General features: G+C 64.4%; 15 protein-coding genes. 7 read left to right on the top strand and 8 right to left on the bottom strand.

From position 1 onward, the window contains the following. Positions 1–2: 2 nt before the first annotated feature. A complete protein-coding gene (locus tag M1D44_RS18745; protein ID WP_316853602.1) occupies positions 3–1,115 on the top strand; it encodes an alpha/beta hydrolase family protein in 1,113 nt (370 codons plus the stop codon). A 34-nt stretch (positions 1,116–1,149) separates the two neighbouring features. Here the strand turns inward: M1D44_RS18745 and M1D44_RS18740 are convergent, their stop codons facing one another. Together M1D44_RS18740 and M1D44_RS18735 are read right to left on the bottom strand one after the other, a co-directional pair. Then, on the bottom strand, positions 1,150–2,271 hold the full coding sequence (locus M1D44_RS18740; protein WP_024977642.1) for a beta-ketoacyl-ACP synthase III: 1,122 nt from the start codon (positions 2,269–2,271) through the stop codon (positions 1,150–1,152). A 225-nt stretch (positions 2,272–2,496) separates the two neighbouring features. After that, positions 2,497–3,720: a M20/M25/M40 family metallo-hydrolase gene (locus M1D44_RS18735; protein ID WP_316853601.1), complete on the bottom strand. Its 1,224-nt coding sequence runs from the start codon at positions 3,718–3,720 to the stop codon at positions 2,497–2,499. Between the two features lie 257 nt (positions 3,721–3,977). On the opposite strand from M1D44_RS18735, the gene M1D44_RS18730 reads away from it, so the two are divergent. From M1D44_RS18730 to M1D44_RS18715, 4 genes are all read left to right on the top strand, one after another. Further along, positions 3,978–4,652: a histidine phosphatase family protein gene (locus tag M1D44_RS18730; RefSeq protein WP_316853600.1), complete on the top strand. Its 675-nt coding sequence runs from the start codon at positions 3,978–3,980 to the stop codon at positions 4,650–4,652. A 47-nt stretch (positions 4,653–4,699) separates the two neighbouring features. Beyond that, the gene (locus M1D44_RS18725) at positions 4,700–5,464 is read left to right on the top strand and encodes an SDR family oxidoreductase (RefSeq protein WP_024977639.1); all 765 of its coding nucleotides are present in this window, start codon (positions 4,700–4,702) and stop codon (positions 5,462–5,464) included. A 29-nt stretch (positions 5,465–5,493) separates the two neighbouring features. After that, a complete protein-coding gene (locus tag M1D44_RS18720) occupies positions 5,494–6,408 on the top strand; it encodes an MBL fold metallo-hydrolase (RefSeq protein ID WP_316853599.1) in 915 nt (304 codons plus the stop codon). Positions 6,409–6,509: 101 nt separating this feature from the next. After that, positions 6,510–6,782, top strand: a complete 273-nt coding sequence (locus M1D44_RS18715) for a hypothetical protein (protein ID WP_024977637.1) — start codon at positions 6,510–6,512, stop codon at positions 6,780–6,782. Between the two features lie 11 nt (positions 6,783–6,793). On the opposite strand, the gene M1D44_RS18710 is transcribed toward M1D44_RS18715, so the two are convergent. Beyond that, positions 6,794–7,660, bottom strand: coding sequence for a LysR family transcriptional regulator (locus M1D44_RS18710; RefSeq protein WP_316853598.1), 867 nt, complete (start codon positions 7,658–7,660; stop codon positions 6,794–6,796). Between the two features lie 103 nt (positions 7,661–7,763). Between M1D44_RS18710 and M1D44_RS18705 the strand changes: the two genes are divergently transcribed. Both M1D44_RS18705 and M1D44_RS18700 read left to right on the top strand, forming a co-directional pair. Next, positions 7,764–8,390, top strand: coding sequence for a LysE family translocator (locus tag M1D44_RS18705; RefSeq protein WP_024977635.1), 627 nt, complete (start codon positions 7,764–7,766; stop codon positions 8,388–8,390). Between the two features lie 183 nt (positions 8,391–8,573). Next, entirely contained in the window at positions 8,574–9,629 is a 1,056-nt protein-coding gene (locus M1D44_RS18700; RefSeq protein ID WP_112187364.1) for a hypothetical protein, read from the top strand. A 74-nt stretch (positions 9,630–9,703) separates the two neighbouring features. Here M1D44_RS18700 and M1D44_RS18695 read toward each other — a convergent pair whose 3' ends face one another. The 5 genes from M1D44_RS18695 to M1D44_RS18675 form a co-directional block, all read right to left on the bottom strand. Beyond that, complete coding sequence (locus M1D44_RS18695; protein WP_316853597.1) at positions 9,704–10,945, bottom strand: MFS transporter; 1,242 nt, start codon at positions 10,943–10,945, stop codon at positions 9,704–9,706. A gap of 742 nt (positions 10,946–11,687) precedes the next feature. Then, positions 11,688–12,725, bottom strand: coding sequence for an AI-2E family transporter (locus M1D44_RS18690; protein ID WP_024977632.1), 1,038 nt, complete (start codon positions 12,723–12,725; stop codon positions 11,688–11,690). Further along, the gene (locus M1D44_RS18685; RefSeq protein ID WP_316853689.1) at positions 12,722–13,393 is read right to left on the bottom strand and encodes a DUF1345 domain-containing protein; all 672 of its coding nucleotides are present in this window, start codon (positions 13,391–13,393) and stop codon (positions 12,722–12,724) included. Before M1D44_RS18685 ends, M1D44_RS18690 begins: the two co-directional genes overlap by 4 nt. Before the next feature lie 87 nt (positions 13,394–13,480). Further along, a complete protein-coding gene (locus M1D44_RS18680; RefSeq protein WP_024977630.1) occupies positions 13,481–13,783 on the bottom strand; it encodes a hypothetical protein in 303 nt (100 codons plus the stop codon). A 127-nt stretch (positions 13,784–13,910) separates the two neighbouring features. Beyond that, positions 13,911–14,378 carry a hypothetical protein gene (locus M1D44_RS18675; protein ID WP_461241626.1) on the bottom strand — a complete coding sequence of 156 codons (468 nt, stop codon included), beginning with the start codon at positions 14,376–14,378 and terminating at the stop codon, positions 13,911–13,913. Positions 14,379–14,422: the final 44 nt, after the last annotated feature.

The raw sequence follows: 14,422 nt of genomic DNA, 5'->3' as shown, positions 1-14,422 counted from the left end.
AGATGCTGCATCGTTGCCTTGCCGCCGCACTAGCGGCCTTCGTCATGGGCGCAGCTTATGCCGGTTCGGCAGACGCGTCCGCTACGCCTTATCACGTGGGCGAAACCACCCGCGCGTTCCACCCTCAGGCTGAACGCCACTGGCGCGGGGCGCTCACGCACGCGCTCATCACCAACGTCTGGTATCCGGCGGACGTTTCTGTGCCGGAGGTTTCGCACAACATCGATGCACTAGGCCGGTCGCCGTTCCGCATGCAACCCTCTGCGGGCGAAGCGCCGGTCGCGTCAACGCATGCGCAATATCCGCTGCTGGTGCTTTCACACGGCACTGGCGGCACGGCCGGAAGCCTCGATTGGATGGCCGCTGCGCTGGCAGCGAACGGCTACATCGTCGCGGGCGTGAACCACCCGGGCAACACGGCGCTGGAACCGCTCACGCACGACGGCTTCATGCTGTGGTGGGAGCGCGCCACCGATGTGAGTGAAGTACTGGATGGCGTTCTCGCCGATCCCGTATTGGGCGCGCATGTCGACCGCACGCGCATCGGCGCAGTGGGCTTTTCGTTGGGCGGGTATACGGTGCTGGAGCTGGCCGGCGCGCGCACGGATGTCCCGGCATTCATGGCGTTCTGCGGCTCGCCGCAGGCCGATGCGATTTGCCATCCGCCAGAGATGGCCCGTGCGCAGGTCAACCCCACAGCTGACACAACAAGGACACCGCAAACGGAAGCATCGCTCGCCCGCTCCGGTGCGTCCTATCGCGATGCACGCATCAAGGCCGTCTTTGCGATGGCGCCTGCAATCGGCATGGCGATGGATGCCACGTCGCTCGGCAACATCACCATCCCGGTCTCTCTGATGGCCGGAGATGCGGATACCACCGTGCCCATCGACACCAACGTGCGCCGTGTCGCCAAACTGCTGCCCAAGGCGGATCTGCTGCTGGTGCCAGGCGCGTCGCATTACACGTTCATGGATACCTGCCTGCCCGGCGGTGCCGCCCATGTGCCGCTGCTGTGCAACGACAACCCCGGCGTGGATCGTGATGCGGTGCATGCCCAAGCCGTGCGCCGGGCGCTGGATTTTTTCGGGGCGACGCTACCCGGTCAAACCTGAGTGTCGCCCGCCGGTTGATGTCGACGCCAGTCGATTACTGCTTCTGTACCGCCACGCTGCCGATCGAATAGCCCGCACCAAACGAGCAGATCATGCCCAGGTCGCCGGACTTCAGGTCGGCACGATGACGGTGGAACGCGATGATGGAACCCGCTGATGCGGTGTTGGCAAACTCATCCAGGATGACCGGCGCCTCGTCCGCCGACGCATCGTGCCCAAGCAGGCGCTTGCCGATCAGCTGATTCATCGCCAGGTTGGCTTGATGCAGCCAGAAGCGGCGCACGTCGGCCGGGACATGGCCCAGTTGCTGCAGATGGCCAGCAATGTGTTCGGCGGCCATCGGGCAGACTTCCTTGAAGACCTTGCGGCCTTCCTGGCGGAAGAGCTGATCGCGGTCCTCCGGGTTGCGGTCTTCGCTGCGCGAGAGATAGCCGGCGTTGTTGCGGATGTTGTTGGAAAAGCTCGTCGCGCATTTGGTGCCGAGCACGCGCCAGGCATCGGCGGAGCGCGTGTCTTCTGCCCGTTCGACCAACACGGCGGTGCACACGTCACCGAAGATGAAGTGGCAGTCGCGGTCTTTCCAATCGAGGTGGCCGGAGGTGATTTCCGGGCTCACCACCAGCGCGGCGCGCGCCGTGCCGCTGCGCACGGCATTGATGGCCTGTTCCAGCCCGAATGTGGCTGACGAGCACGCGACGTTCATGTCGAACGCGTAGCCGCCCGCGCCAATGCCGTTCTGAATCTCTACGCCCAGTGCCGGATACGGACGCTGGAAGTTGGACGTCGCGCACAGCAGCATGTCGACGTCGGCGGCATCGCGGCCGGCAGCGGCCAATGCATCGCGCGCGGCCGCCACGCCAATCTCGGCTTGCAGCGACAGCGCATCATCGGGGCGCCGCGTCAGATGCGGGCGCATACGCGTCGGGTCCAGCACGCCGGCCTTGTCGATCACGTAGCGCTGGCGAATACCCGAAGCCTTCTCGATGAACTCCGCCGACGACTCCGCCAGCGCCGTCAGCTCGCCTGCGGCAATCGCCGTGGCGTGCTGCGCGTTGTAGAGCTGCGCGTAAGCGTTGTAGGAGGCGACCAGCTCCTCGTTGGTGATGACCTCGGGCGCGACCCACAGGCCCGTGCCGCTGATGACGACGTCGTGCATACCCGGAATTTGTTAATTTTTCGTGGCGGCGACGATAGCACATCGGCCGGGCAAGGCGGGGCGCGGGATGTGGTCGTTTACATCTAGTGTGGCCTTGCGCTGCCGCGCGCACATGCGCAGACGCCGCCCCAACTCCGCGCCCAGCACTGGCACTGCCAGCAAAACAAAACGGGTGACAGCACCGCTCTGTCACCCACCCTTTGTTGCGTACCGCCGGCGTGGAGCTTACTTGCTCGCGGCAAGCTCCATGATCATGCGCGACAGCAGATAGAGGCGCGGCACGACGCTCTCTACTTCTGCGTATTCCTCCGGCGTGTGGATGCCGCCGCCAACGATGCCGAAGCCATCGAGCGTGGGCGTGCCGACACCGGCCGACAGGCTGGAATCGGCCGCGCCGCCGCTGCCTTCAAGCGTCAGCTTGCGCCCGATCTCACCGTAGATGGCTTGCGCCTTGGCGGCGAGCTGGTCCGACGCGGCATTGCGCGGCATCGGGGGGAAGCCGCGCACCAGCGAGGTCTTCACTTCCGTATCGGGGATCAGCTTGTTGGCCGACACGCGCGTCATGTCGCGTTCCACGCGGTCGAACTCCTCCGGCACGGCCACGCGCACGTCTGCATAGGCCGTTGCATGGTCGGGAATGACGTTGGTTGCGTCGCCCGCCTTGAGCACGGTCACGTTGAAGGTCGTCTGCTTGGCGCTGTCGCCCAGCTTGCCGAGCTGCAACACCTGGTGCGCCAATTCGTTGGCGGCGTTGCGACCCGACTCGGGTGCCACACCGGCGTGCGCGGCCTTGCCTTTGATGTCGATCTCCGCCGTGCCGCTGCCCTTGCGCCACACGACCAGCCCATCGGCGGGCCGGCCAGGCTCCAGGTTGAGCGTCACGTCATGCTGTTTGGCCTCGCGCTCGATCAACGCGCGCGTGCCCTTTGAGCCGGTTTCCTCGTTGGTGTTGAGCAGCAGCGTGACTTGCCCGTACTGCCTGAAGTCGAGCTGCTGCAGAATCTTCATCGCGTACAAGCCCGCCACCACTCCGCCCTTGTCGTCCATCACGCCGGGGCCGTAGGCGCGCTTGTCCTTGATGGTGAACGGCTTGGCGCGAGCCGTGCCGTCTTTGAAGACGGTGTCCATATGGGCCATCAGCAGAATGCGCGTCTTCCCAGTGCCCTTCCAGGTAGCGAGGATGTTGTTGCCCACTGCCGGCGCGGCGGGCACCGTTTCCACCTGGGCGCCGGCCTTGCGCAGTTCATCGGTGACGATGCTGCCCATCTGGCTAAGCCCCGCCTCGTTGCCCGTTCCCGAATCGATATTCACCAAGCGCTCAAGCAGGTGCAGTGCGTCGCCACGGTAACCCTCTGCGGCGGACAGCACCTTGGGATTGGCATCGGCAGCGGAGGACAAACCTGAGGCACACAGCAGCAGCGCAGCAACGGCAAGGCGGGATGGTTTCATACGGGACCTTTGTAGCGGAGTGGCAAAACGGCCATTACACACAAGATCGGTGCTTGCGGGGGCAGCGATGTTGCGCGAGGCGCACGGGTGTCACCCGCAGCTTGTCCTGGCAGACGAGTCATGCAGTGGCGCCGGGAGGCGCGATCAAGCACCGGCCCAACTATTCATTGCATGCATTACCGGTCATTCAAAGAATAAATTTCACAAATAATGCACGCCCCGCTAATCTGATCCCCCTTTGATTTGGCGAGCAGACGATGGCGGAGCTTTATCTCGTACGGCACGGACAAGCCTCGTTTGGCGCGACAGATTACGATCGGCTCTCCGAACGCGGCGAGCAGCAGAGCGTCTGGCTCGGCGAATATTTCGCGCGGCAGGACATCGTTTTTGATCGCGTCATCTGCGGCACATTGCGCCGCCATGAGCAGACCGTCGGCGGCATCCTGCGGGGCATGGGCATGTCGGGCACAACGTATGAGCAGCACGCCGGGCTGAATGAATACGACTTCCAGGGGCTCTTTGCCGCGCTCGGCGAAGATTTTCCGGAGCTGACAGAGTTGGCGTCGGGCTCGATGCGCGATCACTACCGGGCGCTCAAGCAGGTGCTGCATCTGTGGTCGGACGACAAGATTCGCGGGCCGCTGCCAGAGACCTGGGCCGCCTTCCAGCAGCGCGTGGCCGATGCGCGCGCGGCCATCCAGGCCGGCGGCGGGCAGCGTGTGCTGGCGATCAGTTCCGGCGGCCCCATTGCGGTGACCGCGCAGCAGGTGCTGGCCGCACCGCCCACCAGCGCCATTGCGCTGAACCTGCAGATCCGCAACAGCAGCGTCTCGCAGTATTTCTTCAACGCCGAATCGTTCCAGTTGGCCACCTTCAACGGCGTACCGCATCTGGACGACCCGGCGCGACGCGCATTCCAGACATACGGCTGATCGCCCAGGCGAACGCCCACAACACACAACCATTGGAGGAGCACACCATGAGCACGAACCTGTTCGACCTGACCGGAAAGATCGCCCTGGTCACCGGCGCCAGCCGAGGTATTGGCGAAGAGATTGCCAAGCTGCTTGCAGAACAAGGCGCGCACGTGATCGTGTCGAGCCGCAAGCTGGCCGACTGCGAAGTCGTGGCAGAACGCATCCGCGAAGCCGGCGGTAAAGCAGAAGCCCTCGCCTGCCACGTCGGCCGCATGGAAGACATTGCGGCGGCGTTCGACACCATCCGCCGCAAGCACGGCCGGCTCGACATCCTCATCAACAACGCGGCGGCCAACCCGCACTTCGGCCACATCCTCGACACGGATCTGGCGGCCTATGAGAAGACCGTGGAGGTGAACATCCGCGGCTACTTCTTCATGTCGGTCGAAGCCGGCAAGATGATGAAGGCGCAGGGCGGCGGCGCGATCGTCAATACCGCGTCGGTCAATGCGCTGCACCCGGGCGACAAGCAGGGCATCTACTCCATCACCAAGGCCGCCGTGGCCCACATGACGCGCGCCTTCGCCAAGGAATGCGGGCCGTTCGGCATTCGCGTCAACGCGCTGCTGCCGGGCCTGACGAAGACCAAGTTCGCGGGGGCCCTGTTTGAAGACAAGGCCACGTATGACCGGTGGATCAGCGAGATCCCGATGCGCCGCCACGCCGAGCCGCGCGAGATGGCCGGCACGGTGCTTTACCTCGTGTCGGATGCAGCGAGCTACACCAACGGCGAGTGCATCGTCGTTGATGGCGGCATGACGGTCTGACACCGGCCGAGCCACACGGAGCAAGCGAGATGGCGACCCTGCCCCACGCAACGACGGCGCGCGCCGACTTCGGCCGCGTGTCGGTGTTCTTTGGCGAGAAAAGCGGGAAATATCCCGACGGCAACCAGGTCGTCATCCGCGGCTCCGACACGCTGGCCGCGTTCGACACACCGCTCGTCTCCAACCACATCGGCCCCGAATTCGACGCGACCGAGCTGGTGGTGATGGGCCACGTGCATGAAGACCACATGGCGGGTCTGCACCGGCTGCCCCGCGCGACGGTGTACGTGCATGAAGCCGATCTGGCCGCCGCCCGCAGCTGGGACGGCATGGTCACCACGTACGGCCTGGACGAGGCAACCGCCCCGGCCATGCTGGAGAAACTGCAGCGCGAGTTCTTTTATGCCCCCCGCCCCGATGCGCTGGGCTATGAAGACGGCGCGCAGTGGGACCTGGGCGATACGCACGTCCGCGCGTTTCACATGCCGGGGCACACCGCCGGCCACACCGTTCTGCTGGTCGAGCCCGAAGGCGTGGCGTTCATCAGCGATATCGACCTGACCGGCTTCGGCCCCTACTACGGCGACGCCTGCTCAAGCCTGCGTGATTTCCGCCGCAGTTTGGCGCGCCTGCCAGACATTCCGGCCAAGGTGTGGGTCACGTCGCACCATCGCGGCGTCTACACCGACCGCGAGCACTTTCTGCGCGACCTGGCGGCGTATACGGCCAAGCTCGATGAACGCGAACAGCGCCTGCTGGCCATGCTGCGCGAATCCCCCAAGACACTCGCGCAATTGGTGGAGCAACGCCTGCTGTATCCCCCGGGCTACGAGACGTTGTGGGTCGTCAGCGCGGAAACCCACACGATTTCGCAGCACCTGGCCGAACTGCAGACTGATGGGCGGGTGCAGGTGGACGAATACGGCGTGTACCGGGTCGACTGAGGCGCCCGTCGCGGTGATGCAGCGCGCCCGCAACATCGTCCTTGAAATCTGTGGATACCTGTATATATTTACAGTAACTGTGAATTTATACAGCACTTGCCATGGACGACCTGATCCGCATCGAAAACGAGTACGACCGCCAGACGGTGCTCTGGCTGCGCGAGCGCCTGGGTGAACAGGCGCTGAACGAAGTCGTGTTGCGCATGGACGGCCGCGGGCAGCCATATGCGTCGGAAGTCTGCCGCACGCTGGGCCTGACGCCGCCGCCGCGCAAGCGGGCGACACCGCGCGCGCGACCGCTCAACCGGGCCGTTGGCGAGGCATATCTGGCCGCTATTCGCGGCATCCTGGGTGGCGGGCACGCAGCGGCGTAAGCCGCCGTGCGTTAATCCGCAAGCGTGACGGCCGTCTCTTCGCGCAACCAGGCGAGCCACGCGCCGGCCGCGCTGTCGTCAGCAATAGGCGCATCGGCCAGCAGGTAATAGCCCGAGCCGTCACGCCGGAACCCTTCGGGCGCGATCAGCCGCCCATCTTTCAGGTCATCACCGGCCATCAGCTTTGATGCGATGGCCGTGCCCTGCCCCGCCAGGGCTGCCTGCAAGCTCAGATAGAAATGTTCGTAGCGCGCCTCGGGCAACCGACCACGCGGCCGCACCATGCCGCTGGCCCGCCACCATGCCTGCCATGCATCGGGGCGCGTGGCCGTGTGCAGCAGCCGTCGGCGCACGGCGATATCCGCTTGCGGGGCGTGCACCGGGCCGATCCACTCATCGCAGATGGGCGCCGCATGCACGTGTGCGGGCCATGCAAAGTCATCGCGGCGCAATGCGACGTCCGCACCGGTGCGTGCGAAATCGATGGGGCCACCCGCCGCAAACAGATGCACCTGGATGGCCGGATGCCGCGCCTGAAAGCGCGACAGCCGCGGGATCAGCCACCGCATCGCCAGCGTCGGCTCGCAGGACACCACCAGCGCTGAAGATGTGGCCCGACGGGCAATACGGTCAATGCTATCTGTGAGAATCGCGAACGCATCAGTGGCAGCCGCGTGCAACTGCTCGCCCGCAGGCGTCAAGAAGACCGCGCGGTTGCGCCGCTCAAACAAAGCTACCCCTAACGACACCTCAAGCTGCCGTATCTGCCGGCTCACAGCGCCGTGCGTAACGTGCAACTCTTGCGCCGCGCGCACAAAGCTGCCATGCCGGGCGGCAGCTTCAAACACACGCAGGGTGTTCAGCGGAGGCAGGGTCATCTGTCAGATTTTCTCACCGAAAAACGGCATCATAAATCGATTTTCAGCGATGACGGACCCATCCAGAATCGGCGCTTCCTCACTTTGCGACTGCGCACCTGACATGACCGAACTCCTTGCTGTTGCCGTCATCACTATCCTGGCCGTCATCAGTCCAGGCGCGGACTTTGCCATGGTCACGCGCAACAGCCTGCTGCATGGGCGGCGCGCCGGCGTGCTCTGCGCGTTGGGCATTGCGCTGGGCGTACAGGTGCACGTGTTCTACACGATGTTTGGCGTGGGGCTGCTGATTGCGCATGCTCCGGCGCTTCTGCAGGGCATCAAGCTGGTGGGCGCGGCGTACCTGGTGTGGATTGGCTGGAAGACGCTGTCGGCCAAGGCGTTGCCCAACGGTGAGGCAACCGCCCACGGCACCAGCACGCCGACGCTATCGACCCTCGCCGCGCTGCGCATGGGATTTCTCACCAATGCGCTCAATCCAAAAACGACGTTGTTCGTGGTCAGCACGTACACGCAGGTTGTTCACGCGGGCACGCCGCTGGCCGCGCAGTTCGGCTATGGCGTGTTCATGTCGGCGGCGCACGCGGTGTGGTTTGCGTTGGTGGCGGCGGTGTTTGCGTCAGGTGCGTTGCGACGTTCGCTGCTGGCACGGCAACGCATCGTGGACCGCGTGATCGGCGTGATCCTGATCGGGTTGGGATTGGCGCTAGGGCTCGCGCGGCTTGCGTGATTTCAGGCAGAGCGGCCTGCCCGTGCCTGCGCCCATGCCATCTGCCCCAGGTCTTCTGCTGCATTAACAGGCGCCAGCCCGTTTGAGACAGTGCCCTCGCGCCCTGCCCGTCGCCACGCGGCGATGGAGGCCATCGCGCAACCCCGCTGACTCGCAGCACAACCTCACACCTGGAGTGCAACCATGCAATGGAATCGCGCCTTCACTGACCTCATCCGCAATGGCCGCGCGGCTTACTGGGGCAACTGGACGCTCGCCCCCACCATCAGACCCGGCGCCGTCGGTTTTGTGTCGCCCGACACCGGCGACTTCACACCCGTCAAGCCGGAAACGCCGGGCGTGGCAGTCAACACGCGCACCGTCCCCAATCAATGGAAGCTGTCGACCAACAACGTCCACCGCACGGAGACCAACGTCAAGCTCGATGGCTCGGCCACCGATCCTGAAAGCGGCACCAAGATCAACGCGGGCGTGGAAGTGAAATGGGAGTTCTCGTCGGTCGGATCGATCGCCTCGGAATTCGGCATTGCCTCGGAGTCGTACATCAACGACCTGACGCAGCTCACGCGGCCCGAGACAATCAAGTGGCTGGCCGAGCAGGCACAGTCGGTCAGCATGGGCTCGGGCGGCAACATCGCGCAGGGCTTCGGCGTGGTGACCAGCGTGATCCTGGCCAACAGCGGGCTGAACGTGGGTTCGCAAGACAACAACTCGTCGTTCTCGATCACGGGCTCGGCGGGTGCCGTGCATGACATGCTCGGCAGCGCGACGGGCAAGGGGTCGTTCGTGTCGGTCAACCAGACCAAGAGCGTCGATCAGCACCTGTGGCCGTTCGAGCCGGGCAAGCAGGCGCCGGCGCCCATTCCGGTGGCCTACACGTTTGCTTCGTTCGACGGCAACCTGCTGATCCCGAACTGGATCACGCGCCTGGGCGGCTTCGAGATCTACTTCAACAACAAGCCGGGCTGCACGTACGTCACGCACATCAAGCTGCGCTACAACACGCCGCAAGGCCCGCGCAGCGACGAGTTCTCGCTCAGCGGCGGCATCTCCAAGACGGTCGCGAACATCCCGCTCAACGCCACCAATATCCAGGTGGACGTGAAGTTCCAGGGCGTGGTGAACAGTGACAACTACTCGTTCAACTGGCCCAGCCCGCTAGGCCAATGGCTGACCGGCCGGCGCGAGATCGAGATGACCGGCGTGTGGCCTGGCCAGACCCACGCCATCGAGAAGTAACGCCCAAAGCAAAGCGGCGGAGCGTCCTGGAGGGGACGTCCGCCGCGCTGTGTCTGTATGCCGTATGCGGCGCGTTACGCCGCCTGCCGGCGCTTGCGCTCGATATCCGGCAGGAACACCGTCAGCAGGCCGATGAGCGGCAGGAACGAGCAGAGGTGATAGACGTTGTAGATGTCGGTTGCGTCAGCCAGCTTGCCGAGCACCGCGGCGCCAATGCCGCCCAGCCCGAACGCGAATCCGAAGAACAGGCCCGACACCATCCCGACCTTGCCGGGAATCAGCTCCTGCGCATACACGAGGATGGCCGAGAACGCCGAGGCCAGCACCAGCCCGATGATCACCGTCAGCACGGCGGTCCAGAACAGGTTGGCGTACGGCAGCAGCAGCGTGAACGGCGCCACGCCCAGGATCGACACCCAGATCACGACCTTGCGGCCCACCCGATCACCAATCGGCCCGCCCACGATCGTGCCGACCGCCACCGAGAACAGGAAGAGGAAGAGGAACAGCTGCGACGTCTGCGCCGACAGGTGGAACTTGGTGATCAGGAAAAACGTGTAATAGCTGTTCAGGCTCGCCAGATAGAAGTACTTGGAGAACAGCAGCACGACCAGCAGCGTCATCGCAAACGCCACCTGCTTGCCCGGCAGCCTGACCGCGGCATGCGCCCGGCCGCCCGCCTTGCGGCCATGGCCTGCGGCACGTTCACGCTTGTACCAGCCGCCTACGTGATAAAGCACGAAGATGGCGATCAGGGCCGCGATCGAGAACCACGCCAGGCTGTGCTGCCCATACGGCATGATGATGATTGCCGCGAGCAGCGGACCCATCGCGCTGCCCACATTGCCGCCCACCTGGAACAGCGACTGCGCCAGCCCATGCCGGCCGCCCGACGCCATACGCGCCACGCGCGACGATTCCGGATGGAAGATCGACGAGCCCGTGCCCACCAGCGCCGCCGCCAGCAGCACGGTGCCAAAGTTGGGCGCCACCGACAGCAGCACCAGCCCCACCAGCGTGAAGCCCATGCCCACCGACAGCGAATACGGCTTCGGATGCTTGTCGGTATACAGCCCGACCATCGGCTGCAGCAGCGACGCCGTGATCTGGTACGTGAGCGTGATCAGCCCGATCTGCGAGAAATCGAGGTGGAAGTTGCCCTTGAGCAGCGGATAGATCGCCAGGATCAACGACTGCATCATGTCGTTGAGGAAGTGCGCGAAGCTGATGGCGCCAATCACGCCAAAGCCGGTCTTGTCGGCCTGCGCGGCGGGGGCTGCCGATGCAGCGGCCGTGCCGTTTGCGGTGGTTTGCATGATGGTTTGAGGTAACGAGGATGAGGCGAGGAAGCGCTCAATCTTGCGCCTAAACGGTGCAGGCGTGTTACCGCAAATTCGACAACGATTAACGCAAACCAGACAATTTGCTGTCGGGGCAAAAACGTCAGCCCGCGCGGCGCCATTTCCACCAAAACACCGACCTTCTTCCCGCAAACCCTTGTCCAGCTTGCCCTGGCAGGCAGCTAACGTGTTAGCCATTTTCGCGCGCGGGGCTACTCCGTTCGGAGCATGGCCGCTCAGGAGACGCTTTCTATACTCGCCAGCATGGACTGCAACACGACGCCGGAAGCAAGCGCAAGGCGCCAGTGCCGACAGCCTGACGGAACCCGCTGCGTGAGCAACTTCACACGCACAACGATCCGCAAACTGAACCGATGACCAGCGTCCACGATGCTGCACACCGGCCAACACGGGAGGGGAGCCATGATGATCCTGCTAACGGGAACGCTATGCCGCGCGATGGGAGACCTTTTTTATCAGGCCTTGCTCGACGACCGGGTCGTCTGCTGCTTCGTCACGTCCGAAGCCGTGGATGTCACCGGCAACGCCACGCGCCCGCCGCCCGCTTCGTCCCCGTGTACCGACCCTCGGCTCGCTGACGTCTCTCGGTCAGCGAGTTATTGCGCGCCCCTCGTCCCGTAGGGCGCGCTCTTTTCTGCCGATGCCGTCAGCGCGGGGGCGCTGGCGGGTCACCCCGCACCTCAACCGAAGAGATGTCTCAGCCGATCAGCCCGGCGTCCGTCAACTCACGCTTCATATAGGCGTAGACCACCGGCGCGGCAATCACGCCGCCCACGCCAAACAGCGCTTCCATCACGATCAGCGCGAGGATCAGCTCCCACGCGCGCGCATCGATGCGGCTGCCGATGATGCGCGCGTTCACGAAGTACTCCAGCTTGTGCACTACCACCAGAAAGATGAGCGACGCCACCGCCAGCTCCAATGAGGCGGTCACGCTCATCACCACGATGGCCGTGTTCGAGATGAGGTTGCCCGCCACCGGAATCAGCCCCGCCACGAAGGTCAGCAGGATCAGCGATTTGGAATACGGCACGTGCTGACCGAACAGCGGCAGCGCGCCCAACAGGTAGATGGCGGCGAGCGCCGTGTTGAGCGCGGAGATCTTCACCTGCGCAAAGACCACCGCCTCGAATGCGTCGGTCAGCCGGCTCAGCCGGTTCACCAGTGCTGCGGCCAGCGGCTTGTGGTGCTCGGGATCAAGCGTGTCCGACCACGCCACCATCGTCCCCAGGATCAGCCCGACCAGCATCAGTGCGCTGGCACGCAACCCGTCGATACCGAGGGTCGACACCTGATGGCCGTGCTCCTTGATCATCTGCACGAGCTGGACGCGCAGCTCAGTCACCGACTGCGGAACGTAAGCGACCACCGCCGCCGGCAACGATTCCCGCACGTTGTCGAGCACGTCGGCAATGCGCGTGAGCATGCCTTCGAGCCCATGCCCGTGCTCCACCAGGCGGCCGATCCCGATGCCAAGCCCCGCAAGAATGAGCGCGGCGATCACGGACACGCAGATCACCGCAGTCGCCTTCGCGCGCTGCGACAGCCTGCTGCGCTCGCGCAAGCGCGCCTCCAGCTTGCGCGCCAACGCATAGACGAGGAAGCCGGCAATCGCGGCCGGCAACAGATGCAGCCACAGCACTGCCGCAATCATGGCCGCCACCAGCACGTAGCTGATGGCGTTGATGGAGCGAGTGGGTGCGCTGGGAGAAAGCTCGGGAGGCAGCATCGTCATGAAAACAGGCCGGCAGCAATGTTGATGGAGAGCGCGAGGATGCTCGTATTGAAGAAGAACGACAGCAGCGATTGCCCCAGCACCGCTCGCCGCATTGCACGCGAGCGAATGCCGATATCGGCCGTCTGACTGGCGACCGCGATCGTAAAGGAGAAGTAGAGGAAATCCCAGTAATCGGGGTCAAGCTGCTCGTCGGGAAACTGCAGCGGCGGCTCGTGGGGCGCACGGTAATACAGATGCGCGTAGTGCACCGTGAACATCATCGGCACCATGAGCCACGCGCCCAGCACCGTGATACCGGTGAACACGTAGTGCGACGTCTGCGCATGCCCCGCCGACTTGGCTGTCGCGAGTTCAAACGCAATGGCCACCATGCTGGCCACCACACCGAGGCAGACCACCGCCAGCACGGCCGAGGTACGCTCGTCTTCACGGCGGGCGACGGCGCGGATGCGGTGTGGGTCTGCACGCAGCATCATCACCGTGATCAGGAGGAGGTACGCCCACACGGCGATGTCCCAGCCGAGCAACAGACGCGCAAGCCATCCGTGCGCTGGCACAACAGCGACCGCAACGGCGCCCAGCGCAAACGCAGACAGCAGGCGCGGCCGTGTCGCCGCAAAGCGGGAAACCTGGGAAATCTCGGAGGACTTGTCTTGCTGGTTCACATGCGCCTCAGGTGCGTGCTCGGGATGTTCACACAAGGCCGGCAACGCCAGCCGATGAGGCGACATGGTAGCCGCTTCAGCGCAGCATCAGGACGGCGAGAGCATTGAAGCAAACGAACGCTTGCAGCGTTCCTGCAGGCGCTCGTGCGTTGAGAGCTGCTCTGCGATGACGGTGGCTTCCGGATACACGCGGCACATGCCGATCATGGCGGTCTCCAGCGACCCCTGCGAGCCGGCCTGGAACTGGAATTGCTCCAACACCGTGTCGTCGGCATCGCGCACAGTGATCTGGAATGGGCCCGGCGTTACGGTCGCACAGCCGGCCAGCATGGCGACCGCGGCCAGCGTAAAGCACAGAAGGGAGCGGGGCGGACGACGGAAACGAATCATCATGGCTTCCTGGTTGCGATGACAGTGAGACGCCGCAATGGCAACTCGGTTCGCAATCATCGCGCTTCCCGGTGACACAAACAAAAACGCCCGCAGTGTGCGGGCGTCTTTGCGGGAGGAACCAGGCTCAGGCCACGGCGCCTTCGGTGTAGGTATCGAACTTGCCGGCACGGGCCAGCGCGCCTTCGGTGTACGGATCAAACTTGCTGCCGGCCTTGGCGCCTTCGGTATAGGTATCGAACTTGCCGGCACGGGCCAGTGCGCCTTCGGTGTACGGATCAAACTTGCTGCCGGCCTTGGCGCCTTCGGTATAGGTATCGAACTTGCCGGCACGGGCCAGTGCGCCTTCGGTGTACGGATCAAACTTGCTGCCGGCCTTGGCGCCTTGGGTGTACGGATCGAACTTGTCGCCGGCCTTGGCGCCTTGGGTGTACGGGTCGAACTTGTCGCCAGCCTTGGCGCCGTCCGAGTACACGTCGAAGCGTTGGCTGATTTGCGCAGCACCTTGCGTGTACACGTCAAACTTGGCTGCGGCCAGTGCCGGCACGCTTGCCAGGGCGATCAAGGCAGCGATCAGGGTGCGTTGGGCTTTCATGATGTCTTCTCCAGATGGGCGCAGCGCGTCAGGCAGGTGATCCG

Source organism: Ralstonia sp. SA306 (assembly GCF_054792405.1).
This window is presented reverse-complemented; position numbering and strand designations above follow the sequence as displayed.